Source organism: Bradyrhizobium sp. BR 10261 (genome assembly GCF_019455395.1).
Taxonomy (GTDB): Bacteria; Pseudomonadota; Alphaproteobacteria; order Rhizobiales; family Xanthobacteraceae; genus Bradyrhizobium; species Bradyrhizobium manausense.
Genome location: NZ_JACOFQ010000034.1, coordinates 60,699 through 84,344, shown reverse-complemented (window position 1 = coordinate 84,344; position 23,646 = coordinate 60,699). Strand labels below are relative to the sequence as shown.

The 23,646-nt window shown below is 61.9% G+C and carries 19 protein-coding genes and 1 pseudogene; 13 read left to right on the top strand and 7 right to left on the bottom strand.

Annotated elements, in window-relative coordinates:
* Positions 1-213: 213 nt before the first annotated feature.
* The 5 genes and pseudogenes from HYH07_RS30530 to rarD all read left to right on the top strand — a co-directional run.
* Positions 214-445, top strand: a pseudogene (locus HYH07_RS30530) (3-keto-5-aminohexanoate cleavage protein); the annotation flags it as partial.
* Positions 446-596: 151 nt separating this feature from the next.
* Positions 597-1,445, top strand: a complete 849-nt coding sequence (locus HYH07_RS30525; RefSeq protein WP_220005938.1) for a sugar phosphate isomerase/epimerase — start codon at positions 597-599, stop codon at positions 1,443-1,445.
* A 156-nt stretch (positions 1,446-1,601) separates the two neighbouring features.
* The gene (locus HYH07_RS30520) at positions 1,602-3,359 is read left to right on the top strand and encodes an FAD-dependent oxidoreductase (protein ID WP_220005937.1); all 1,758 of its coding nucleotides are present in this window, start codon (positions 1,602-1,604) and stop codon (positions 3,357-3,359) included.
* 27 nt (positions 3,360-3,386) lie between these two features.
* The gene (locus tag HYH07_RS30515; RefSeq protein WP_220005936.1) at positions 3,387-4,220 is read left to right on the top strand and encodes an aldo/keto reductase; all 834 of its coding nucleotides are present in this window, start codon (positions 3,387-3,389) and stop codon (positions 4,218-4,220) included.
* A 46-nt stretch (positions 4,221-4,266) separates the two neighbouring features.
* Positions 4,267-5,136, top strand: a complete 870-nt coding sequence (gene rarD / locus HYH07_RS30510; protein WP_220005935.1) for an EamA family transporter RarD — start codon at positions 4,267-4,269, stop codon at positions 5,134-5,136.
* Between the two features lie 1,044 nt (positions 5,137-6,180).
* Here the strand turns inward: rarD and HYH07_RS30505 are convergent.
* From HYH07_RS30505 to HYH07_RS30480, 6 genes are all read right to left on the bottom strand, one after another.
* On the bottom strand, positions 6,181-6,945 hold the full coding sequence (locus HYH07_RS30505; RefSeq protein ID WP_312016708.1) for a TIM barrel protein: 765 nt from the start codon (positions 6,943-6,945) through the stop codon (positions 6,181-6,183).
* A gap of 73 nt (positions 6,946-7,018) precedes the next feature.
* Positions 7,019-7,624: an NIPSNAP family protein gene (locus HYH07_RS30500; RefSeq protein ID WP_220005933.1), complete on the bottom strand. Its 606-nt coding sequence runs from the start codon at positions 7,622-7,624 to the stop codon at positions 7,019-7,021.
* A gap of 16 nt (positions 7,625-7,640) precedes the next feature.
* On the bottom strand, positions 7,641-9,368 hold the full coding sequence (locus HYH07_RS30495) for an FAD-dependent oxidoreductase (protein ID WP_220005932.1): 1,728 nt from the start codon (positions 9,366-9,368) through the stop codon (positions 7,641-7,643).
* Between the two features lie 14 nt (positions 9,369-9,382).
* Positions 9,383-11,107, bottom strand: coding sequence for an FAD-dependent oxidoreductase (locus HYH07_RS30490; RefSeq protein WP_220005931.1), 1,725 nt, complete (start codon positions 11,105-11,107; stop codon positions 9,383-9,385).
* 5 nt (positions 11,108-11,112) lie between these two features.
* On the bottom strand, positions 11,113-11,253 hold the full coding sequence (locus HYH07_RS30485; protein WP_220005930.1) for a hypothetical protein: 141 nt from the start codon (positions 11,251-11,253) through the stop codon (positions 11,113-11,115).
* Between the two features lie 49 nt (positions 11,254-11,302).
* Positions 11,303-11,449 carry a hypothetical protein gene (locus tag HYH07_RS30480; protein WP_220005929.1) on the bottom strand — a complete coding sequence of 49 codons (147 nt, stop codon included), beginning with the start codon at positions 11,447-11,449 and terminating at the stop codon, positions 11,303-11,305.
* A gap of 304 nt (positions 11,450-11,753) precedes the next feature.
* Between HYH07_RS30480 and HYH07_RS30475 the strand changes: the two genes are divergently transcribed.
* The 8 genes from HYH07_RS30475 to HYH07_RS30440 all read left to right on the top strand — a co-directional run bounded on the left by HYH07_RS30475 (position 11,754) and on the right by HYH07_RS30440 (position 22,792).
* A complete protein-coding gene (locus HYH07_RS30475) occupies positions 11,754-12,605 on the top strand; it encodes an IclR family transcriptional regulator (protein ID WP_228749850.1) in 852 nt (283 codons plus the stop codon).
* A 793-nt stretch (positions 12,606-13,398) separates the two neighbouring features.
* The gene (locus HYH07_RS30470; protein ID WP_220005948.1) at positions 13,399-15,681 is read left to right on the top strand and encodes a TonB-dependent siderophore receptor; all 2,283 of its coding nucleotides are present in this window, start codon (positions 13,399-13,401) and stop codon (positions 15,679-15,681) included.
* Between the two features lie 62 nt (positions 15,682-15,743).
* Positions 15,744-16,160: a hypothetical protein gene (locus tag HYH07_RS30465; RefSeq protein ID WP_220005927.1), complete on the top strand. Its 417-nt coding sequence runs from the start codon at positions 15,744-15,746 to the stop codon at positions 16,158-16,160.
* Between the two features lie 9 nt (positions 16,161-16,169).
* On the top strand, positions 16,170-17,561 hold the full coding sequence (locus HYH07_RS30460; RefSeq protein ID WP_220005926.1) for a Y4yA family PLP-dependent enzyme: 1,392 nt from the start codon (positions 16,170-16,172) through the stop codon (positions 17,559-17,561).
* Entirely contained in the window at positions 17,543-18,553 is a 1,011-nt protein-coding gene (locus tag HYH07_RS30455; RefSeq protein ID WP_220005925.1) for a PLP-dependent cysteine synthase family protein, read from the top strand. Before HYH07_RS30460 ends, HYH07_RS30455 begins: the two co-directional genes overlap by 19 nt.
* Complete coding sequence (locus HYH07_RS30450) at positions 18,550-19,689, top strand: NAD/NADP octopine/nopaline dehydrogenase family protein (RefSeq protein ID WP_220005924.1); 1,140 nt, start codon at positions 18,550-18,552, stop codon at positions 19,687-19,689. The genes HYH07_RS30455 and HYH07_RS30450 overlap by 4 nt, the downstream gene beginning before the upstream one ends.
* Positions 19,689-21,578: an IucA/IucC family siderophore biosynthesis protein gene (locus HYH07_RS30445; protein ID WP_220005923.1), complete on the top strand. Its 1,890-nt coding sequence runs from the start codon at positions 19,689-19,691 to the stop codon at positions 21,576-21,578. The genes HYH07_RS30450 and HYH07_RS30445 overlap by 1 nt, the downstream gene beginning before the upstream one ends.
* Positions 21,575-22,792 carry an MFS transporter gene (locus tag HYH07_RS30440; protein WP_220005922.1) on the top strand — a complete coding sequence of 406 codons (1,218 nt, stop codon included), beginning with the start codon at positions 21,575-21,577 and terminating at the stop codon, positions 22,790-22,792. Before HYH07_RS30445 ends, HYH07_RS30440 begins: the two co-directional genes overlap by 4 nt.
* A gap of 174 nt (positions 22,793-22,966) precedes the next feature.
* Here the strand turns inward: HYH07_RS30440 and HYH07_RS30435 are convergent, their stop codons facing one another.
* The gene (locus HYH07_RS30435; protein WP_220005921.1) at positions 22,967-23,629 is read right to left on the bottom strand and encodes an HAD family hydrolase; all 663 of its coding nucleotides are present in this window, start codon (positions 23,627-23,629) and stop codon (positions 22,967-22,969) included.
* Positions 23,630-23,646 lie beyond the last annotated feature (17 nt).

Below are 23,646 nucleotides of genomic sequence, written 5' to 3'. Positions count from 1 at the left end.
TGACGATCTCGGCAATCCCAAAGCCGTTCCGATCGCGCGGGCCGACTATGATCGGTGGCGTACAAGCGGGGCGCCCGGTGCTGCCGCCGCTCGGACCTGACTGCCGGAGGGGCGCCGCTGCGATGGATAACGCGTTCGCAGCGGCGCAGCCTCTCGGTAAGCCGTCTGTCGATCGACGTTTCATGCGCGCGAGCGCGATCACGAGGTTGCATGATGAACCCCGCTGTCAATACCGTTGCGATCACCCGTTCCGTTCCGCGCAAGGAGGACAATGCCGCGCCGCCGATCTCGACGACCGAGCAGATCGAGTCGACGCACGATGCCTTCGAGGCCGGCGATACACTCGCGCATATCGCATGTCAGCAACGACGACGAGACGTGCTCATTCAATCCCGCGCGTTTCACCCTGGTGCAGCAGGGGATTGTGAAACACTGTGCGGGAATGAGTGCCATAGCGCAGGCTCAAATTACATGACGTGCTTCGACCGCACTCGACTCGGACAGCTCGAATTGGTCGTTACCTCGCGTCATGTGCTTGACGCGAGGGTTGCGCGTCGCTTGCACCATCATCAGTTACTCTCCAAGGGACAGTCGCGATGAGAAATCTCTATTCGCTAGCGCACCTGACGGCTCTTGGACTCTCTCCACCTCAGTTGATCGACGCAGCAAGCGACGCTGGTTACGAATATGTGGGCTTGCGGCTCAACCGTACGACACCAGAGGAACCATTGTACGATCTGGTCAATGATCGAATGCTTATGAGAGAAACCAAGACGAGCCTCGCAAGGTCCGGAATAAAGGTTTGGGACATCGAGGCGGCGCGAATGGATCCCTCGCGTGATCACCTGCACTACCAGGCGTTTCTCGAAGCCGGCGCTGAACTCGGAGCCCGGCACGTCCTGACCCAGTTGCCCGATCCCGAAAAAAGTCGCGCAGTTGACCGGTTCGGGGCGTTATGTGACATGGCCCAGCCACTCAATCTCAATATCAGCCTTGAGTTTGTCTCGTGGACGGAGACACCGGGTCTGGTCGAGGCCGCTCGCATCGTGCGCGAGGTTAATCGCCCTAACGCCAGCATCCTGCTGGACGTGCTGCACTTTGACCGGTCTTGCTCCGATCTGACTTTCCTAAGGGCGCTCCCGCCCGGATGGTTCAAATGGATTCAGGTTTGCGACGCTCCAGCAGATCATCCACCTGGCCCAGCAGAAGCGATCTACACGGCAAGGTGTGAACGACTTATTCCCGGTGAAGGCGGAATAGACATAAAGAGCATCCTAGCTTGTCTACCGGAAGGCATCGTCTATTCGCTTGAGATACCGAACGATCCGTCCGTAAGGAAGGTCGGATTTCGTGGATATGTCCGCCGGGCGTTAAATGAAACCAAGCTGCATCTGGAAGCCAATCGGTTGTCCAACCGTCATTTCGACCAACCTGCAAGACGATAGTGCAAGTCTCGCTCCCGAGATCAACCATGCTGCCGGATCGCAATCGGACGCGAACTGCCCACGAGCTTCTCCCACGTGCGCATCATGACATTGGCAAGGGTACCACGGTTCCTCAGCAACTCAAAGTGACCGTCAGGGCAGTAGAGAGTGCAACACATGCGCCATAAACGGATGCTCGAGTGTGATGTGCTGGTGCTTGGCTCCGGTGCAGGCGGCTTGTCGGCGGCGGTGACGGCCGCAACGTATGGCCTGACCGTGATCGTAGCGGAGAAGGAGGACGTCTTCGGCGGTACAAGCGCATGGTCGGGGGGCTGGATGTGGATCCCTCGCAATTCGCTAGCCACGCGGGCAGGCATCCGGGAGGAGATCGATGCGCCACTCACGTACCTGAAAAGCGAATTGGGAGCGCAATTCGACGCCGCCAAGGCAAATACGCTGCTCGAACGTGGCCCTGAAATGCTCGACTTCTTCGAACGTCACACCTCGCTTCGGTTCATCGATGGCAACAGTATTCCGGATTTCCATACCACACCTGGTGCGGCGACAGGGGGGCGTTCGGTCTGTGCCATGCCGTTCGACGCGCGTGAACTTGGCCCATTGATCGACAAGCTGCGTGAGCCACTCTCGGTCATTACGATCAAGGGCATGGGGATTGCGGCGGGGCAAGACATCTCGCACTTTTACCGAGCGACGCGCTCGCCGAGCTCTGCCCTCTACGTAGGCCGCCGACTGCTTGCATTTGCCTGGCACAAGCTTCGGTACGGACGTTCGATGCACCTCGTCAACGGCAATGCATTGGTGGCCCGGCTGCTGAAATCGGCGGATAATCGCGGGGTCGACCTGCGCACGCATGCCCGCGGTGTTGCCCTGCTGAGGGATGGCCGCCGCGTGACCGGAGCAACCGTAGTCGTCGCCGGCAGTGAGTATGAGGTGCATGCGAGGCGCGGTGTTGTGCTCGCCTGCGGTGGCTATCCACATGACGTAGAAAGAAGGGCGCGGACGTTCGCCTATACCCCGTCTGGGCTAGACCATTGGTCTGCGGCCCCATGCACAAACACCGGAGACGGCATACGTCTTGGAGAGTCCGTCGGCGCTCGCTTCAACAACACTCTTGACGCTCCCGCCGCATGGACTCCCGTCTCGTTGGTTCCTCAACGTGGAGGCGGCGCGGATATCGTCTTTCCGCATCTGATTGATCGGGCAAAGCCTGGCGTGATTGCGGTGACGCGCGCCGGCAGACGTTTCGTCAATGAAGCCGATTCATATCGAGATTTCATCTGCGCACTGCTGGCCGCCACGCGTGACGGCGACGAGGTCTGCGCCTGGCTGATCTGCGATCATCGTTTTCAGCGCCGATACGGCCTGGGCTTCTCCAAGCCGTTTCCGTTTCCCGTCCGCCCATATCGGCGCTCGGGATATCTCGTACGGGCGGCTACCCTGGATGAACTGGCGACAAAATGCGACATCGACCCGCAGGCGTTGAAGAGCACGATGGAAACCTACAACGCGCACGCCAGGGAAGGCACCGATCCGCTGTTCCATAGGGGCGCGACACCGTATAATCGAGCGCTGGGCGATGCCGAACATCAGCCGAACCCGTGTCTTGCGCCAATCGAAAAGGGGCCGTTCTACGCGGTCAAATTGTTGCCCGGCAGCCTTGGCACCTTCGCCGGATTGGCGACCGACACCGACGCGCGGGTGCTAGACGAGAATAACTGCGCCATTCCTGGGCTCTACGCAGTAGGTAACGACAGCGCCAGCATGATGGGTGGCTTCTATCCGAGCGGCGGGATAACGCTCGGTCCGGCAATGACGTTTGGATATCTCGCCGGCGTTGCGCTCTCCAAGACGACGGTGCCGGCGCAGGGCGATTGCACCGCTGAAGAACACTCGTCCGCCCATAGCCCGGCCTGATGCGACTCTCTGATGGAAAGACCAAACATGAAGAACAATGTTATCACTTCCCGCCAGCTGAACATGCCGAAGCTCGGCTTGGGAACTTGGCCTATGGTAGGCGAGGACTGCACGCGAGCCGTGCTTCAGGCCCTCGACATCGGATACCGTCACGTGGATACCGCGGCGGCCTACGAGAACGAAGATGCGGTAGGTCGCGCGCTCGCCGAAACCGACGTGCCCCGCGAACATATCCACGTGACGAGCAAGGTCTGGTGGGACAAGTTAGCCCCCACGGACATGCGCCGGTCATTTGACAACACGCTGCGCGCGCTGCGGAGCGAGTACGTGGATCTGTTTCTGATTCACTGGCCAGCAAAGGACTGGGACTTGCCGCGCACGATCGAGACGCTAGTCGCGCTCAAAGAGCAGGGGCGGGCGCGCAACATCGGCGTGGCCAACTTTCCCTTGCCATTGCTGCGCCAGGTTGTTGAGGGAATGGGTGCTCCGCTGGCGGCCATACAGGTCGAGTATCACGTCACATTGGGCCAGAGAAACTTGCTCCAGTTCGCCCGTGAACACGACATGGCGTTGACCGCTTATAGCCCACTCATGCGCAGCAAAGCGCCCCAGATGCCGGCACTTGTTCGAATCGCCGAGAAGCACGGGGTGCTTCCGACCCAGGTGGCACTCAAATGGCTGGTCGATCAACCGAATGTTGCCGCCATTCCCAAAGCCAGCAGCATGGCCAACCAGTCGAGCAACTTGGCATCCCTCAACGTGCAACTCGACGATGAGGATCGCGCATTGATCGCTTCCTTGCCGAAAGACCAGCGGGTGGTTAGTCCGGAGTACGCACCGCAATGGGACCCGCCGGAATGATCTGGATCGCAAGCCGTTCCCGGCAGCGATCTGGCGGTTGGGTAAGATGAATTCGGGATTCGTTTATGCGCTGATCGCGTTCACGATCTGGGGGCTCTTCCCATTCTATTTCAGGCTGCTGGCTGCCATCCCGCCTCTCGAAGTGCTTGCGCACCGGATGGTATGGTCGCTGGTGTTCGTAGCCGTTGCGCTTGCGGTCCGGCGCGACGGCCGTTGGTTCGTCGCTGCGCTTCGCCAGCCCGCCAATTTAGTGCGGTTCGGAGCCTGCGCCGCACTGCTGTCGGCGAATTGGGGCCTCTATATCTGGGCGGTTAACACCGGCCGGATCGTCGAGGCGAGCCTCGGATATTTCATCAACCCGCTCGTCAGCGTACTATTCGGGCTTGCGTTTTTGCACGAGCGTTTGCGGAGCCTGCAGTGGGGCGCGATAGCCATCGCAGCTGCGGGCGTCCTGTGGCTGACATGGGAAAATAGCACGCTGCCATGGATCAGCCTCGTGCTCGCAGTCACGTTCGGTGCATATGGATTGTTGCGTAAGACCGCGAAGCTCGGCTCCCTCGAGGGACTTGCGCTGGAGATAACGCTGCTTTTTCCCGCCGCGTTTTTCTATCTGCTGTGGCTCGCGGCGCACGGCGACAGTCATTTCGGCAGTGTGCATGTCGGCATGCAGCTGCTGCTGGTCGCAGCCGGTCCCGTGACAGCAGTACCATTGTTGCTGTTTGCGGCGGGAGCTCGCCTCATCCCGTTGTCAACCCTGGGGATCATGCAATACGTAACGCCCACGCTGCAATTGCTACTTGGCGTATTTGCCTATGACGAGCCATTCGGTCGTGTGCAACTCATCGGTTATGGCGCGATTTGGATAGCGCTTGCGGTGTTCTCGGTCGAAAGTCTCTGGCGCCGGGAGGCGAAGTAGGAGGCCGTAAGGGTTCATGGCTCACTACGTGCAAGCGCTCTCTGTTGAAGAGCTCCTGGATTTGCGCCGCCGCTATTCGCTTAACGGCATCCGGAGCATTTGATGTACGTCACGCTCATCACACCAAAGGCCGCGTCGAGCGGCTTTTGCGAGTGAAACAGACAACCTCCATCGGTTTCATATCGCTGTCGTCGATAAAGAGATATCGCGCGCAGATTGCACAATCACCGAACGCGTAAGTATCGCAATCGGGTGAACCGAATGTGTGTCGAAAATGTCGCTCATCAGGCTGGCATACTCGAAAGCACTTTCCGGTAGAGATGACGGGCCGGATCAGACGTGCGGGACACTCGCTGCTGTCAGCGATACTCGGCTGCTTGAATTCCAAACAAGATCTCATCCGCCATCCGAACCATTCGTTAATGATGGCGATCGTGTCCTGCGGCGCGCCGGTGATGCGGCGTCCCCGATCATTGTCCATGCCAGCCTAGCCGCCTTCTTCAAAATGCCTGGTTCGCCAGGGACGGGTCGCTCAAGCCGACCACTGGGCCCCATAGCAACGTCGATCGCCACCGTTCCACCGAGCGCCTCGAGCAGCGCCAGATGAATCTCCATTGACGCGGATGCTGCTTGAGCGTTGGTCGGCGCGCAGGACATCGACTACTTTGCTCCAGGGCAACTCCGAATAGCGCTGCTGCAATTCTAGGATTGTCGATTTAGACGCGCTTGAACGTTTTGAGCCATGATTTGTCAATGAGAGCCTCAAGGAGAGCTAAAGCATGATCCGGAAAAGTGCGAAGCGGTTTGCCGAAAAGATCATCGCAGGCGAGCCAGGCGACCAGTGCGGCGACTTCCTCGGGCAGGCCTGCGCCAGCACGTTCCGATAGGCTTCCTCCGTCATCTGCTTGACCAGATCGGTGGCGATCACGGCGGCTGCGATGCGTTGACGCGGATTTCCGTAGCGGCTAGCTCCTTGCCGCGAGATTTCGTCAGCGTGATCACGCCGTCCTTTGCAGCGGACTAGCCGGCCATGGTGGCATTGCCTTAGCTCGCCTTTCCCTCCGCCGCGCGCGCGACGATTCTGCGTGCAGCGACGAGCGCCCGTCGTCCCCACTCCTCTGCGCCGAGCTTGGGGAGCCATTCGTGGTTCGGAATCTCGATGCTGAACGGGAGGTCGCCCGGTAGCGCTCGCAGGATTCCGGGGAGATCGATGCCGCCTTCGCCTGGGAGGAGCCGTGCGCACCGCGCGGTGTGGATCAATTCATCATCGCTGGCCGGAATGCCTGCGGGCGCATCGCAGAGCTGGGCATAGCTCAGCAATTGCCGCGGCAGGTTCGCGATGTCATCGAGGGTTGTCGTGGAGCGCGCGGCATGCAGTGCGTCGACCAGCACACGGCCGTTCGGCTCGCCGGCGTTCGTTACGATTCGCAGTGCCGCCCGTGCGTTCTTGACGGCGGTCCACGGCATGAACTCGAGATCGGCGGTGAGGCCGTAAGGCGCCGCAGCCCGACAGAATGTCGCGAACGACTCCGTCAGGCGTGCCTCGTCGGGATCGTCGCCGGCGACGAGGATCGCGCTCGCCTTCAATCTGCCCGCTGTTTCGACGAACCGGGCGAAGCGATCCGGTGTGAAATCCGCGTTCAGCCGCGCGATTTCAACGTCGAACACCGTCACGCCGGTGTCGTCGATGCGGCGAAGGACTTCGCGCAGCATGACGCCGTTAGTCGCCAGCGGCGAGAAATCGCCACCAGGGGCGGCGGGAGCGATACGAACCCCGATTGCCTGGTAGCTGAGCTTTGCGGCGAGCACCAGCGCGTCGGGTGGGGCCATCGGTGCCGAGGTCAGATAGGCGAGTGAATAGATATGCGGCATGTCCGTCGCCTCAGGCCAGCGGAGAGATTGCGGTCGGCAGGGCAATGATCGAGCGCATGTTGCCGGTCAGCCAGTCTGGGCCGCCCTTCGGCGGCCAGACGCCCTTGGCAACCGACTCGGCGCGCAGCGCGGTGCGTGCATCCAAGCTCGCGAACGGCCAGATACGTGGGGGGCCGTCGAGCGCATACATAACGATCGAGAGCGGCGACAACTTGCCGCGCTCGGGCATGGCCGCGTCCCAAGCCGCGATCGTCGGTGGAACACCGCCGTGCCTCAGTCGATAGGTGCGGATCTCGTAAACGCTGCCGTACTTGCCCGGCACGACCGGCGGCAGGAACGGAAAAGGCGCATAGGTATCGAAGCTCATCTCGGTGATGGCCTCGCCGGCCCCGAAGGGATTTGTGGTACGAAGCGTGCGCTCGCGCTCGGCGCGCCATGCTTCGTGATCCCTGAACGAGCGCAGCACCAGGAGCTGGTTGAGCTCACCGATCTCGCTGGCCCAGCAGCCGAGCAGCATGCCGTTGGCGTCCGATGCGCCGACGTAGTCGCCGATGCCGGCCACGGCCTTGGCCGCGGTGCCGAGTTTCACCGTCAGTGTTGCGATCTCATAGAGCATGTTCTTCTCCTTGCGGTCAGGCGGCCGCCGACCGGTTGTTCGCGAGTGGAATTCCACCGACATGATGGGCTGCGACGTAGCCGAAGGTCATCGCCGGTCCCAAGGTGATGCCGCCTGACGGGTAGCGGCCGGCCATAATGCTGGCCATGTCGTTTCCGACGGCGTAGAGACCTTCGATCGGCTTCGCCTGCCCATCGAGGACGCGGGCGTGTTCGTCGGTGTTGAGGCCTGCGAAGGTTCCGAGGCTGCCGGCCAGGATCTTGACCGCATAGAACGGGCCGGATGCGATCGGTGCGACGCACGGGTTCGGCAGATGCGCTGCGTCGCCCTGCACGCGATTGTAGGGCGTGTCGCCGCGCCCGAAGGCAGGGTCTTCGCCACGCGCTGCGAAGTGGTTGTAGCGCTCGATCGTCGCTGCGAGCCCGTCGGCGGAAATCCCGCAGGCCTGCGCAAGCGCCGCAATGCTCGCGCCTTGTTTCAGGTAGCCGTTGCGAATCCAGGGCGAGACCGGGAAGGGCGGGGGACGCACGCGGCCAAGACCGTAACGCTTGAGGAATTTTGCATCGCAGATCGCCCAGGCCTCGGCCGGCAGGGCTTTCGGCGTGGCCGCAAATAGCGCCTTCATCACGTCGTGATAGGAGTCCGCCTCGTTGGCAAAGCGTGTCCCGTCGCTGCGCACCATGATCAGCCCGGGCTTGGCGCGCTCGATCAGATGCGGGAAGTGACCGAACGAGCCGTCGCGATGCGGGACCAGCGACACGGGCGCCCAGGCCCCTGCATCGGAGAGGTCGGTCCGCAGCAACCCGCCCATAGCTTCGCCGAGGCGGATGCCGTCGCCGGTATTGCTCGGCGGCGCTGCCGACCAGTGCTCGTTGCCACTCGGGGCATGGGCGAACAGCGCAGCCTTCCGTTGCGTGTCATGCGGAAAGCCGCCGCAGGCGAGCACGACACCGCGGCGGGCCCGAATCTCGAGCGTCGCGCCGTCATGCTCAGCCCGGGCGCCGATGACGCGGGCTCCCTCGCGCAAGAGCGATTGCGCCGGCGTCGCCGGCATGATGCGGACGCCGAGCGCATCGGCGGATTTCAGCAGCCGGGCCACCAGGGCGTTGCCGTTGACGAGATGCATGCCGCGACCGAAACGCAACCGGTCGAGCAGATGCCGCACAAGCCGGCGGGTAACGTGGAAGAACGACGTCAGTGACGAGCGGGCGTTGAGGAAGTGCCTGAGGTCGGCGCCCGCGGCGATGCCCATCCCGAACGGGGCGACTTCACCCAGAGGCGGCTTGAGATCACGAACGCGGGGGCCGAGCTCGCGGCCGTCGATCGGCGCCGCGCAGACCGAGCGGCCGCCCGTCACCGCGCCCGGACTCCTGCCGTGAAAATCCGGAATCCGATTGCCGTCGATGAAGGCCAGATGGGTCTCGCTCTGAAAGAACTCGACCATGCGCGGACCCTGCTCGAGGAACATCTCGACCCGCCTCACGTCATAGCCATCCGCGAGTTCGTGCCGCAAATAGAGTCTCGGCTGCTCGGGAAGTTCGACGATGCCGGCGGCTTTCGCCAGCGGATTGCCCGGGATCCACATCCAGCCGCCGGACCAGGCCGTGGTCCCGCCAAGCTGCGCCTCTTTTTCGATCACGATGACGTCGAGACCGAGCGCCGCGCCTGTGACGGCCGTCGCCAGACCGCCCGCGCCCGAGCCGATGGCGAGCAGATCGCAATCGAGTTTGTGATCACCTGTCATACCAGAACTCCGGTTCAAGCCGCGCGCCGCGCCTGCGCCGCTCCGATTGCGTGCCGCACCCCGCGGTAAGCAAACGTGATGGCCGGGCCGATGGTGATGCCGGGTCCAGGATAGGTGCCGCCCATGATCGAATTGGCCTCGTTGCCGCAGGCATAGAGCCCCGCGATCTCGCTGCCGTCGGCGCGCGTGACCTGCGCCCATTCGTTGATGACGAGACCGGTGGCCGCTCCGATGTCGCCGGGATATAGCCGCACGGCGTAGTAGGGCGCGGTCGAAATCGGGCCGATCGTGGGGTTGGGCCCGACAGAGGCATCGCCATTGACGCGGTGATAGGGCGTGGTGCCGCGTCCGAAATCGGGATCGACGCCGCTTGCGGCATAGCGGTTCATTGCCGCAATCGTGCTTTCCAGGCCGCTTGCCGGTACGCCAATCCTGGTCGCGAGCTCGGGGACGCTCGCGCCCTGTGTCAGGTAGCCGTCGGCAAGATAGGGCACCAGGTTGCGCGTGCCCATCCGCACCATGCCGAGACCGTATTTCGAGAGCCCGACCGCGTCGGTGATGATGAAGCACGGGATGCACGGTACCTGCTTGTTGTGCTCGAACATTGCTCGCCCGAACAGGTGATAGGACACGGATTCATTGACGAAGCGTCGGCCCGTTTGATCGACGCAGACCGTCCCCGGCTTGCTGCGATCCATGACGAAATGCGGGAAGCTCGCCGTACTGCCGTCGGCACGCTTGCGGATCGACACCGGCGCCCAGAAGGCGCTGTCGAGATTGCCTTCGCCGAGCCGGGCGCCGAGCCGCAATGCGATGTCCTGCATGGCGCCGGTATGTCCCGGCGCCGACGGGCTGTACGTTTCGGCCTGGGGCAATAGCTCGGCGCGGCGTTGCGGATGCCGGTTGAACCCGCCGGCCGCGAGCACCACGCCGTTCGTGGCCGCGACGCGGCGGGTCGTGGCACCCGATTTGAGGATCGCGCCGTTGACGGCGCCGTTCTCGGTGGCGAGATCCTGCACCTCGGTCCGGATCAGGATCTCGACGCCTCGCGCATTCAGCGACGCCAGAAAACGCCCGATCAGTGCATTGCCCATGACCAGGCGCGAGCCCCGCCGGCCCCTGAGCCGATCGCCGGCGTAGTGTGCGATAATCTTGCAAGCGTGCGCCGCGGAGCGCGCCGACTTTTTGATCGCGAGCAGGTGGCCGATGTCGGTGCGGTCGACCATCATGCCGCCGAAAATCGTGAACTCCGGAATCGGCGGGCGGATCTTGTCGAGATCGGGTCCGAGATTGCGGCCGTCGAACGGCACCGGTTCGAGCGCGCGCCCCCGCATGGTCGCGCCCTCGAACTGCTGCTCGTAGTCGGGATGCGTCGCATAGGGGCGGAACTTGACCATGCTGTTGGCTTCGAGCGCCGCAATTGCTTCCGGTGCGCTGTCGAGAAACGCCTCGCGCATCGAGGGCGCTGAATGATTGCCCACGACGGCGTTGAGGAACGTGCGGACCTTCTCCTTGCTGTCGTCGGGATTGACGCTCCTGGAATGGTGCGAGTTCGGCACCCAAGTCGTTGCCGCGGAGAGGGCGCTGGTGCCGCCGACATAGTCGGTGCGTTCAATCAGCAGGACTTTTCGACCCTCGATCGCGGCGAACAGAGCGGCGGCCATGCCGGCTGCACCGGAGCCGATCACGACCAGGTCGTATCGCGCGCCCTCGGAAATCTCGTCGATGGTCCTGAACATGGCAGTTAGCTCGAGCCATCGAGGGCGCCGGGCTCGGCCGATTTCGCCATCTCGATCGGATCGAGCAGGCTCTTCAGGCCGAACCAGCCCATCCAGGCTTTGTCGGCGGCCGGCCTGGTGTATTTCTTCTCATAGGCGGCGACCATCGCCTGCTCCTCGCGGGAGTTGTTCGGATTCTTGTACTACCGGGTGATGCTATGTCGCCCGTCGGCGGCTTCCGGGCCGAGGCCCCCACAGGTCGGCGTTGCCGACCGAAATATCGAAGGGAATCTTGTCCTTGATGCCGAGCTCGTTCCACTGCTTGAGGAAGGCGGTGAGATCGCTCGCGGCGATGCCGCCCATCACGACATCTTGGGCATGCAGTATCACGACTGGAATTGGATTCCAATATGAACTTTCCGGAATTGGAATTCAATTCCACTTGCAATCGTGGCATGTTGAGCCCGCCCAGGAGCAACGGCAGTTCACGAGGATGCAGAAATGACAGAGGTGGCGGTGATCGGAACCGGCGCAATCGGACGGTCCGATTAGCACGGCGCGCGACGGTATGCTGACTCTGCGGGCACGATGGCGTCACAAGGCCGCTGAAACCGGTGATAGTGGGACTTGATCAGGAGATGCAGTTGTGAATCAGGAAACTGCCTTGATGTTGAAGAAACCGGATCCCGCCGAGGCGCCGAGCGGCCTGTTGGAGCGGACGCTCGGGGTGCTCGAGCTGCTCGCGACTAATGCCCATGGGATGCAGCTGTTCGAGATCGCCGATTTGCTGCACATCCCACGCAGCGCCACGCACCGGGTGCTGACGAGCCTGATCGAGCATGGCTACGTCAAGCAGGAGCGCGAGCAGGGCGCCTACCAGCTCACCGCCAAGATCGCTTCGCTCGCCTTCACGTTCCTCGCCGGCAGCGGCATCACCGATTTTGCCCAGCCGCTGTTGGACCGCCTCGCGCGGGAGAGCGGCGAACTCGTGCGTCTCGCCATGATCGACGGCCGCGAGCTTGTGTGGGTCGCCAAGGCGCAGGGCTCGCCTGCCGGCCTGCGCTATGATCCGGATATGGGCCAGGTCGGGCGGCTGACCTGCTCGGCGAGCGGCCACGCCTGGCTGTCATGCCTGTCGGATGAAGAGGCGCGCGCGCTGGTGGAGAAGCAGGGCTATGGGCTGCGCAAGGACTATGGTCCGCGAGCGCCGGAGAGCTGGCCGGCGCTGCTGAAGTTCCTTCGCCAGACGCGCAAGCGCGGCGTCAGCATCTGCGTGCAGACCTATACGCCCTGGATGAGTGCGACCGCTGCTCCCATCCGTCATCCCAAGACCAAGGAGGTGACCGGCGCCGTGGTGATCGCCGGTCCCCACATCCGCCTGACCGAGGAGTGCATGCTCGAGCTTGCGCCGTCGCTGTTGCAGACGGCGCAAGAGCTGTCGATGGCGACACTGGCTTCGCCCGGGCTCTACGGCCAGGTCGCGCGGCGGGGCGAAAGCTTCTTCGGACCCGGGTCCTGATTGGTACGGGAGTTGTTAGGCTTCATCCGCATTGTCATTGAGGGGATCGCTGAACGGCCGTCGCGAAAGCTGAAGGACTGCGTAACGTGATCCGTCAGAACATGAACGAGCGCAAGCGACGCGAATAGCGCTCACGCGCCGCCGATTCGCCAGACAGGGATGCCGAGCTTCCTTGCCTTGCCGGCAAGGTGCCGTTGATGCCGTGCGGGGGAAGTGCGTCGCGCCCTTCGGCACGACCTCCAAGTGTGCGCGATGTCGGCAAGGAAAGCTTGACGATCGACCCGAGCGCGGGAGCGCCGTATCAGCGACACGGTGACGCGCGACATTCCCTCCATGGCAGTGCCGCTGCATTACTGAAGAGGACGAGGCTATTGCGTTGCCGTGCCCACGAACGGCACGGCGAGCTCGCAGAGCACTCGCGTCTATCCTTCTCGCGACGTTCCAACAGCACTGACCTGAAATCTTCCAACGCGCTTTTGGATTCTTTCCAAACGCGCTGGCGACTGCCTCGCGTCATCAATGGTCGAGACATTCTAAGTCGCATCGCACGCATTTGCATTGCGATCGCGATAGCGTCTCTCTAAAGAGGCGGTGCAGACGCGGCAATCGGACGTTGAAAACAAAGAGCGAGCAACTGTCTGCAAGCTCCGATCTGCGGAGGATCTAATTCCCGCGCTTCTAGCGCCGACCGCGCTCGCACGCGGAAGATCAGATCTTCGGTCCATGTTTGGTGCAGGTGAGCACGGAGTCATTTCGGTGTGGCGACGTGTAGTTGATGAGGGACTTTCTGGAAATGCGGCGTGCAGGTGATGTCGGGACGGCAGCTCGCTATGGTGCGACGCTGCTGGGTGGAGTGGCGTTGCTGGCGTGGTTCGGGTCGCCGGCTCGGTCCCAAACATCGCAAGGCGTAAACTCTCTCCCACCCGTTACCGTCGATGCTCCGACGCAGCCGTCGGCCCGCCGCGCACCGGTCAAACGAAGTGCCGGCGGGGTCCGATCAGCGTCACGACGCGCTGCGGCGCCTAGCGCTCCGCAAACCGAAACCGTCACAGCGCAATCGCAGCTGTCCAAGTCAGGGGTCGTGCCCGCCTTTGCAGGCGGCCAGGTCGCTCAAGGCGCACGGCTCGGACTGCTCGGAAACACCGACACAATGAAGTCACCGTTCAACGTGACGAGTTACACGGATAAATTCATCCGGGACCAGCAGGCTGCGACGGGTGCGGATGCCTTGATCCTCGATCCTTCCGTGCGAAGTTCCCACCCAACGGGCGGTGTGGTGGACTCTTTCAACATTCGCGGCTTCCCGATCAACGAAGGCAACAGCGGTGAGTTCGCCTTCGAGGGCCTCTACGGAATCGCGCCGACATTCCGCATCTTCACGGACTACGTCGAACGTATCGAGGTGCTGAAAGGTCCTTCGGCCGCGCTCTCCGGAATTGCGCCAAACGGTGGCGTTGGCGGCGTCATAAATGTCGTGCCTAAGCGCGCGGAAGAGGACTTGACCCGCCTGACTGCGAGCTACGGCTCGACCGCACGATTTGGCGGCCACTGGGATGTTGCGCGGCGTTATGGCGACGGCAGGGAATGGGGCGTGCGAGCCAGTGGTAGTTTCCGCGACGGCGATACGCCGATTGACCGCCAGTCCGAAACGACGGGTGTCGGATCGCTGGCTCTCGATTATCAGGGCGAACGGTACAGGTCCTGGCTCTACCTCATTGCCCAAACCGATCGGTTCGACGCTCCGTCACGTCCATTCCTCATGGCTGCCGGCTTGCAAGTACCGAAGGCGCCGGACGCCCGGCTGAACGTGACGCAACCCTGGGAATGGTCGCGCATCGACGATCAATCGGTCCTGTGGCGCAACGAATACGATGTCAACGATCATGTTACATTGTTTGCCGATGTCGGGGGATCGCGGACCAATGTCGAGCGGTTCTTCGGTCTTCCGACGATCACCAGCGCGAGCGGCAACACCGCTTCAACGCCGCAATTCTTCGGCCTAAGCATTGATCGGTACACGTATGATGGCGGCGTCCGGTCTCGTTTCGATACCGGTTTCGTTCACCATGCCGTCACCTTCCAGGCCTCGGTCTATCACGACGAGCTGTACCGGCGGCTCACCAATGGCAGCCTGGTCGCCTCGAACATCTATAGTCCGACCGTATCGGCAACACAGTTCGCAAATGAGGTCCCGGGGCGCCCCCGGCTCTCGGACAGTCAGCTCACGGGGTTCTCGATTGCCGACACCTTGTCCGTGCTCGACGAGCGGGTGCTGCTGACTTTGGGTGTCCGTCGCCAGGGTATCGAAGCGAACAACTATGTCTCCAATGTCGGAACGTTGACGTCGTCCTACGACCAGTGGGCGACCACCCCGGTGGTCGGGCTGGTCGTCCGGCCTCGGGACAATATCTCCCTGTACGCGAATTATATCGAAGGGCTCGCCCGAGGCGACGTGGCGCCTCAGACGGCTTCCAATTTCGGCGAAGTGCTCGCACCCTACGTCGCCAGGCAGTACGAGGCCGGCATCAAGGTGGACTTCGGCCGTTTCGCAACTACCTTCAGCGCCTTTGAGATATCGAAGGCGAGCGGCGAATTGTCCGTCGGGCGATTCGCGGCGACCGCGGAAACGCAAGTGCGTGGGCTCGAGTTCAACGTCTACGGCGAACTCATGCCCGATGTTCGTGTGCTCGGAGGCGTTTCGCTGCTGGATGGTACTCTGACGAAGACGGCCATCTCGGCAAACGTGGGCAACACGCCAATCGGCGTTCCGAACGTACAAGCCAACATCGGGGCAGAGTGGGATCTCCCGTGGATGAGAGATCTCACATTGAGCGGAACAGTTGTCTACACCGGCAAGCAGTTCGTCGACAGCGCAAATAAGCAACCAATCCCGGATTGGACACGACTGGATCTCGGGGCCCGCTACACGACGGCGATCAACGGCAGGAAGACGGTCTTCCGCGCAAATATCCAGAATGTGACCGGTGAAAGTTACTGGTCCAGCGTTGCCTCATTCGGCACGTTCTTCCTGGGAGCGCCGCGCACGTATCTTCTGTCGATGACCGTCGACATGTAATCGCTGATCTCACAGCGTGGTGAGACGTTTCGGATCCTGCTGACAAAATCAGGCTGGTCGATATGCAAGTTTGCCTCCTTTCGCCGACATGCTTGATCCCAACGGAAGAGGTCGATCCCTGCGGGGTGGAGGCGCTACAGGCGCAGATCCTCCGTGCGGGTTGTTGGACTGTTCCGATCACGGTGGAAAAGGACGCCCTGTTCGTGATGGACGGTCATCACCGCCTGGCAGTTGCGCATCTTCTGCAGCTGCCGTTGGTGCCGGTAGTTCTGCTGGACTACACCGCGGTCCGGGTGGAGAGCTGGCGCCCGGACCAGACGATTACACCCGCGTCCATCTTCGCGATGGCGCGCAGCGGCGGGAAGTTTCCCTGCAAAACGACGCGGCATATCTTTGATCAGAGCCTTCCCAATTGCAATTTGCCATTGGAGAGCTTGCACGTCCTTGCTCCGACGGAACGCGCTGTGGCTCGTGCCTGAGGTGGAGGCATGACCTTGTATTGCCACAAGCCCGGCGCAGGTCTCCCGCCGATCCTGCGACCAAGCGCGACGAACCTCCTGAATGGCAACAGTCGGCTGCTGATCGATTGGATCACCCAACACGGGTCTCCGGTCAATTTGATCTGGCCCGATGAGCTTCAGACGAATCTCGTCTCACTCAGGGGCGTTTTGCGAGAAGCCGGCGTCTCGAGCGCCATCTATTACGGAGCGAAGGTCAACAAATCGCCTGGGTTACTGGCCGCAGCGTTGCGTGCGGGCGCCGGCATTGACGTCTCGAGCCTCTATGAGTTGCGCGATGCGAGGCAGCTCGGTGCCGTCGGCACCCAACTCGTGGCAACGGGCCCGGCGAAGACCGTCGCCTTCCACAGGGAACTCATCAGCTGCAACGCTCTCATATCGTTGGATTCGCCGGAAGAGCTCGAGGATCTGATCCGCTTGCTTCCGGAAGGTGGCGCGGCTCAGCCGGTGCTGCTGCGTTTGCGTCCGACCAACCAGCCGCGGAGTCGCTTCGGGATGCCAGCGGCGTCCATCAGGCATTGTCTGTCCCGGATTGGCAGCGAAGACAGGTTGCGCTTCGACGGGCTGCACTTCCACCTGAGCGGTTATGAGTGGGACTCTCGCGCGCAGGCGATTGGAGAGGCCGCTGGCCTGATCACGGAATCGCGGGCGCAAGGTTTTGCGCCACGTATGATCGACATCGGTGGCGGCCTGCCAATTCAATACGTCGATCAGACCGCTTACCACGCGCATCTTGAGAGACAAACGGCTGAGGATTACCGCACCGCAAAGGTGCCTGCATCCTTCTATCCCTATGGTGGAGAGCTTTCGGCGGCCGCGTGGCTGCGCGATTTGCTGCGCGCGCGGATGGCCGATGGCCGAAGTCTCGCGAACTATCTTGTTCACGAAGGGCTGGTGCTCGGGATGGAGCCCGGCCGAGCACTGGCCGATCAGGTGGCAATTTCCGTTTTCCGCGTGCTGCGAGTGAAAGCCGTTGGCCCTGATACCCATGTCGTCTTCGTCGAAGGCAGCAGCTTCAGCGCTTGCGAGACCTGGTTCAGCTCCGAATTTCTGGTCGATCCGATCTTGGTGCCGGCCTCTCCGTCGCCTGCCGGCGCACGACCGATTCGAGCTTATTTGGCGGGCCACAGCTGCCTGGATGATGACGTGCTCAGCAATCGATGGCTCACCTTTCCAATCGCTCCACGCGCTGGAGACCTCCTGATCTACGCCAACACCGGCGGCTACCAGATGGATCTCCTCGAAAACGAATTCCATCGCCATCCGATGCCGCGCCGCCTTTGCGTGGTTGGGGATGCGAAAGGACTGCCGACGCTCGTTCCCGACACGATAGGAGAGACAAAATGCTCTGCACGACCGTAAGCCAGTTGATCGGCCAAACGCCGGTGATGCCGATCGCGGTCCCTGACAGCGACGCCACGCTTGTGCTGAAGCTCGAAAAGAATAATCCGGGTGGGTCGATGAAGGACCGCATGGCGCGCAGCATGGTGCTCGCCGCGCTTCAGGACGGAAGGCTTCCGCCGGGCGGTACGATCGTGGAGTCATCGTCCGGAAACACCGGGATCGGGCTGGCGCTGGCCGCAGTGGAGTTGGGCCTGCGTTTTATCGCTGTCGTCGATCATCACGCCGCGCCGGACAAGATTCGCACGATGCGCGCGCTGGGCGCAGAAATTCGCTATGTCGAGGGCGATTTTCGGGAAGACGAGGTCGCGGTTGTTGAACGCCAACGGCTGGCCGCCCAACTTGGTGCCCAGCTTCCTGATGCCTTGTTCATGAACCAATCCGACAATCCGGCGAATCCGGAAGGCTATGCCGGTTTCGTCGACGAATTGCTGGCACAGCTTCCGGAGGGTATCGACGCCTTTGTTGGGTGTGTCGGCACTGGCGGATCAATGACCGGCATCGCCCAGCGTCTGAAGCGGGCTAACCCTGCTATTCGGACCATCGCGGTTGAGCCGGCCGGCTCGATCATCTTTGGCAAACCCGGGCATCCCTATTACCAGTCGGGCACGGGAACACCTGCGGGTGACGAAGTCGGCAAGGTGCTCGACTATGGATGCATCGACGAGGGGGTCCAGGTCACCGACGGCCAAGCCTTCGAAACAGCACGCTTTATCGCGCGGCGCTACGGGCTTCTGGTCGGGGGTTCGACTGGGGGCACCATATACAAGGCGCTGGAATTCATTGCGGCCGGCAAGCTGCATGGCACGGTGGTCACGCCAGTTGCCGACGGTGGCGAGAAATATCTCGGCTCGGTCTTCGACGATGAATGGATGGGCAAGCGCGATTTGCTGGATCCGACAATCGCTGCACAACTCGACGCCTGGCTACCTGGAAGAGCGCGCGCAGCATGAAGGTCACGATCTGCGGCGCAGGGCGCACCGGGCATTTGAATGCCGTGCTCTTCAAGCAGCGGCCACATATCACCGTTTCCGTCCTGACAGGAGCGCCTGCGGTCGCCGACCGGTGGGGGGGCGGTGATGGTGTTTGGCGGGCACAGACGCCCGACGGTCGCGTGTTGAGTGGGCGACCAGATTATGTTGGCATCGATCCGAGTGAGGCACTCGTCGATACCGACATGGTGATCGTGACGCAGCCGGCCCACGCGCGGCCCGTGCTTCTCCTCGGGCTCTCGCGGCATTTGCCCCGGGACAAGCTGGTTTATGTCGGCGCGATCCCTGGCTTTTGCGGCTTCGACTGGCTCGCGGCCAAAGCCCTTTCGGGCGTGGACAATGTGGTGATCTGGGGCCTGAAGGACGTGCCGCATACCGCCTTTGATCTGGCGCCGGGCGAGCGGGTTCGCATGGGAGGGGCCAAAGCTCAGCTGTTCGCGGCGCTCCATCGCCGCGAGACCGCCGCGAGCCGCGACAAGCTTCAAGCGATGCTGAGCCACCTTTACGAAGCTCCGGTCACCCTGCTGCGGGACTATCTCGAAATCACGCTGACGCCGGGCAACGCATTGATGCATCCCGCGGTGCTCTATGCCTTGATCGGCCCCGGCGCCCCCTGGGAAAACAAGCCCTTTGACCGTCCTCTTTGCTGGTGGAGCGATTGCCCTCGCGCCGGCGCTGCATTGCTGGAGGCCTGCGATGCGGACAACCAGGCAATCCGTTATGCGGCCGAATCACACCTGGGCATTGATCTGAGTTCGGTGAAGCCGCTCCGACAGGAGTTGGTCGAGGCTTATGGCAGCCAGATCGAGGACGACAGGACCATGTATTCCCTGTTGCGTACCAACCGTGCTTACGCGGGCATTCACGCTCCCCTTGTTCCCAATCCGGACGGGCCCGGTCTTGTCATCGATCGCGCCAGCCGCGCTTTCCACGAAGACATCGCCCTCGGACAGGCGCTACTGGTGGAATTGGCCGCGCGACTTGACGTAGCTACTCCCGCGATCTCGAAAACCTACAAATGGGCGCTCGACTACCACGGCGGGCTCTCCGAAGGCGCATCGGCCTGCTTGCCCGCCAACTGGCCGGAGGAAGTGTAATGGACGAGCGGATGTCTTCCCCAGCAGAGACCGAAGCCCGGGCGCGTGAGGCACAGCGTTGGTCGGCTGCAGCGCGCAATGCCCTCAATCGCTTGATTCGATGCTTGTTTGCCGAACGTCTTCTTAACCCGGATGCATTGTTGTGGGCGCGCGAGGGTAACCAGGCATGGCTGCCTCTTTGGCAGTCGAATCGGGTTCTGCATTTCACCGATTTACGTCGTAAGCCTGCCGGAACATTGCGGAATCGTGGTTCTGTCGAAGTCCTGGACGAGACCAGCGCTCGTTACCGGATCGATGGTCCCTCCGACCTCATGCGGCAGGTCGCGCCCGCCTTGGCGATCGCACCCGCATCGGACGGCCTCGAGCATCTACTAAGAGATGTCGAGGACAGCATGCGCAACGACGTTCTGGCGCGTCGTCACCGGGAGCATTGGAGCGCTGAGCTTCGAGGCGCAATAGTTGAGGCAGGAGCGCGTGGTTTCCTCGCATATCTGGAAAAGAGCCAGCCGCGGCATCTGGCGGCCATGACTCTCGATCAGTGGGGCGCGCTGGAGGGTCATCCCTTCTATCCAACATGGAAGGCGAAACCCGACCTGCCGCCCGAGGACGTCACGGCGTTGTCGCCTGAGTTCGGTGCTCGCGTACGCGTCCGGATAGCAGCCTTGCGCAAAGAATGGTCCTATGTGGAGAAGATGCCGCATGTCGGCGGCTATTCGGAATGGTTCTCGCAGAAATTTCCTGAACTCTGGCGGGACTGGACCGAAGGATTGAACAAGAGTGGAAAGTCTCCTGAGGACTGGCTGCCTCTGCCCGTCCATATCTGGCACCTCGACAATTTCCTGTATCGTGAATTCGCCTCCGAGATAGCTGCCGGAGTTTTCGACCCGGATGGCCCGGAGGTCGTGACGCTACCGTCGATGTCGTTCCGCACAATGCTGCCGGACACACGGGAACCACGACCCTTTATCAAGCTGCCGGTGGCGATCTGGATGACCAGCGAACAGCGCACTCTGCAGGCCAAGTCGATCCACATGGGGCCGCGTCTCAGCACCTTGATTTCCGATATTCTGTCAAAGGAGAAGGATCTTGGTGACAGGTTGGAGATCCTCACCGAAGAGCTGGGTGCGATTCTGCATCATCCGGTAACGGGTGACGAGCATCCGGGCCGCTTTCTTTCGGTCGTCTACCGCAACTCCGACGCTCTGGCGCGAAACGATGGGCTGTTGCCGGTCACCGTCGCGGCGCTGTTGACGGCAAGCCCGATCGATGGCCGTCCGCTCATTTGCGAGCTGATTGCACGAAACGGCAACGAGAGCGAAGCAGCGGTTTCTGCGTTCTTCCGCGCCTATGCGGGGACCGTCATCCGGCCTACGCTCGCCATGTACCTGCTTTACGGAATTGCCTTCGAGGCGCATCAGCAAAACAGCACTATTCTGTTCGACGAAACTGGCCGCCCGCAGAAACTCCTGATCCGTGATTTCGGCGATGGGCGCAGTTTTGCTCCACTCTTTAGGGAGCGAGGGCATAATCTCCAACCCTTCACACGCGCGGGAATCTTGCCTACCACATTCGACCACGATATCGGCCTCGTGCGCTCATTCCTTATCAACGCTTGCTTTGTCTGCCATCTTCATGAAGTCGCACAGTGCCTCGACGAACTTTATGCGCTACCCGGAGCCAACCTTTGGCAGATCCTGCGGGAGGAGACCGAGGCCGCTTTCGACGCACTTAGGCCGCGGGTATTGTCGGACGCGTTCTGGTTGGAAGAGCGCAAGGCTTTCCTTGAGAAGCCGTGGCCCAGCCGCTCGGTGCTGCGGATGCATTTGGAGCGCTATCGTGACTATCGCCTTGAGCACGAGTTGCCAAATCCCCTGGCGGGAGCGCAATGACAAATGCTTCCGACGCGGTTCGCGGCTTCGGACCTGTTTTTGTTCTGCTGTTCGGCCTGCAATTCGTTTCCATGGGGGCCATGGAAATGAGCGGTCCATTCTGGCCGATCCAGATCAAGGCGTTGAGCCAATCCGACGGCGTCTTCGGACTGGCAGGCGTTGCCGTCTATGTCGGCCCGATGATCGGAATGTCTCTGACCAGCGCCCTTTGGGGGCGCATCGGCGATCGCTATGGCAATCGGCTGATGATGGTTCGCGCGCTCTGCGGTCTGGCGGTCACGCAGCTGCTCGTTGCCATTGCACAGGATGTCTGGACGATCATGGCATTGCGCTTCCTGCAAGGTGCCTGCGCCGGCTATATCGCCCCGGCCCAGGCCTACGGCGTGCAGATCACCGGCGGGAAGGACCGCGCAAGCCTCTTTGCCTGGCTTCAGGTTGCCACCAATGTGGGCTCGCTGGGCGGCGCTTTCCTGGGTGGGCTCATTCTCGATCGCTTTCCCTTTGCCGCGGTCAATCTGACGGCCGGGATAATTTGTGCGCTGTGCGCTGCCGTTGCCTGGTCGAGCCTGCCGGTGCCGGCGCGAGGAGCGGGTGCTGCCAATCCCGGGAACGCAACGACCGCAAAACCTGCGACGTCGACCGTTGTCCCGATCGCAGCTCTTCTTGCCTTGATGGGAATGCTGCTCGCTAGCCGCATGGTCCTCCAGGTGCCTTTCTCACTGTACATGACCCAGGTATTTGGTGCCCCGCACTGGGTGGCCGGCCTGACCTATGGGCTACTGGCTTGTGGTTTTGTTCTGGCCGCGCCGTTGTGGGCTCGTCTCTTTGAGAACCGATCGCCATCCTATGTGCTGGGGGCCAACGTGCTCATCTCGGCCGCGTGCGTTGTGGTCACATATCTGGCGGGCGGTACGGGCTCCGTTGCCGTGTTCGCGCTCCTGTACTTTATCTGGGGCGCGCTTCTTGGGGGAACGACGCCGGTCCTCCTCGCGCTCATCTCGGCAACCGCTATCAATGATCGGCAGGGGTCGGTTCTGGGTCTCGCGCAGGCATCCCAGCAAATCGCCTCCGCAAGTGGCATCATTGCCGGCGTCGGCGTGACGCAGTTCCTCGGTCTTGAAGCCGCATTCCCGCTCGTCGCAACGCTCTACGTTTTGTCATGCTTGTCGGCGCTGGGCACCTGGCTCAAGACTGCGCGCCCCAAAGGAAGCTGACGATGGCGGAATATCGATCGCTGTTGCATGGCGCGGTGATGGTACTTGTCCTGATCGCCTTGCTCCCGACAGCGCTGCCGCCGAAACAGCCCTGTCGCAGCACTCAGTATTTGGTGCGTCCCTCTCCTGTTTGAGCATGATCTTTTCGGAAAACCGCTTCACCTGTGTATGCAGTCACACAAGCTCCAGCAAATCAGAAAGCCGGTCGATTACGAAACCAGGAGTGGGTGGCAAGGCCGGCTGCCACTCCTGTCCGCACCGGAACCATGCCGTTGCCATTCCAGCTCCGTCGGCTCCCAGAATGTCGGCCACAGGGTTGTCGCCCACGAAGAGGCAATTGGCGAGCTCGACTCCCAACCTGCCTGCGGCAAGACGGAACAGCGCTGCATCCGGTTTCCTGAGCCCTTCAGTCTGCGACACGAGTACTGCGTCCACTAGACTATCGAGCCCGAGCGCTTCCACATGCCGGGCTTGGAACTCGGTCTCTCCGTTAGTCACGACACCCAGTCGCAATCCCTTTGCGCGGAGCAACATCAGGGTGCTCGCCATGCCGTCACACGGGCGAGCGAAGCGCGAGCAGCGCGTTCGGTAATCGGACAGCAGCGTTTCAGCGAGCGATGCATCACCGTGAAATTCTGCCAGCAGCGAGCGATAAACGACTGCCTTGAGAACGCGCCCGCGAGCGTCGAGCTCGAGGAAGCGATCACGCCATGCCTCGAACGAGCCAGAGCCAAGACCTGCTGCGAAGCGCGCGTACTGATCGCCCAAAAACGCCACAAGAGACGTGGTGCGATCGAGCAGCGTCTCGTCAAGGTCGAACAAAACAGCAGAGATCATCAGCTATCATACCCCAT

Bases quoted from the DNA above. Each gene is read 5' to 3' on its own strand.
- HYH07_RS30460 (WP_220005926.1), top strand. From the start codon at position 16,170: ATGACCTTGTATTGCCACAAGCCCGGCGCAGGTCTCCCGCCGATCCTG.
- HYH07_RS30485 (WP_220005930.1), bottom strand. From the start codon at position 11,253: ATGGTCGCCGCCTATGAGAAGAAATACACCAGGCCGGCCGCCGACAAA.
- HYH07_RS30465 (WP_220005927.1), top strand. From the start codon at position 15,744: ATGCAAGTTTGCCTCCTTTCGCCGACATGCTTGATCCCAACGGAAGAG.
- HYH07_RS30515 (WP_220005936.1), top strand. From the start codon at position 3,387: ATGAAGAACAATGTTATCACTTCCCGCCAGCTGAACATGCCGAAGCTC.
- HYH07_RS30435 (WP_220005921.1), bottom strand. From the start codon at position 23,629: ATGATCTCTGCTGTTTTGTTCGACCTTGACGAGACGCTGCTCGATCGC.
- HYH07_RS30500 (WP_220005933.1), bottom strand. From the start codon at position 7,624: ATGCTCTATGAGATCGCAACACTGACGGTGAAACTCGGCACCGCGGCC.
- HYH07_RS30450 (WP_220005924.1), top strand. From the start codon at position 18,550: ATGAAGGTCACGATCTGCGGCGCAGGGCGCACCGGGCATTTGAATGCC.
- HYH07_RS30470 (WP_220005948.1), top strand. From the start codon at position 13,399: ATGCGGCGTGCAGGTGATGTCGGGACGGCAGCTCGCTATGGTGCGACG.
- HYH07_RS30520 (WP_220005937.1), top strand. From the start codon at position 1,602: ATGCGCCATAAACGGATGCTCGAGTGTGATGTGCTGGTGCTTGGCTCC.
- HYH07_RS30490 (WP_220005931.1), bottom strand. From the start codon at position 11,107: ATGTTCAGGACCATCGACGAGATTTCCGAGGGCGCGCGATACGACCTG.
- HYH07_RS30455 (WP_220005925.1), top strand. From the start codon at position 17,543: ATGCTCTGCACGACCGTAAGCCAGTTGATCGGCCAAACGCCGGTGATG.
- HYH07_RS30445 (WP_220005923.1), top strand. From the start codon at position 19,689: ATGGACGAGCGGATGTCTTCCCCAGCAGAGACCGAAGCCCGGGCGCGT.
- HYH07_RS30475 (WP_228749850.1), top strand. From the start codon at position 11,754: ATGTTGAAGAAACCGGATCCCGCCGAGGCGCCGAGCGGCCTGTTGGAG.
- HYH07_RS30480 (WP_220005929.1), bottom strand. From the start codon at position 11,449: ATGGGCGGCATCGCCGCGAGCGATCTCACCGCCTTCCTCAAGCAGTGG.
- HYH07_RS30525 (WP_220005938.1), top strand. From the start codon at position 597: ATGAGAAATCTCTATTCGCTAGCGCACCTGACGGCTCTTGGACTCTCT.
- HYH07_RS30440 (WP_220005922.1), top strand. From the start codon at position 21,575: ATGACAAATGCTTCCGACGCGGTTCGCGGCTTCGGACCTGTTTTTGTT.
- rarD (WP_220005935.1), top strand. From the start codon at position 4,267: ATGAATTCGGGATTCGTTTATGCGCTGATCGCGTTCACGATCTGGGGG.
- HYH07_RS30495 (WP_220005932.1), bottom strand. From the start codon at position 9,368: ATGACAGGTGATCACAAACTCGATTGCGATCTGCTCGCCATCGGCTCG.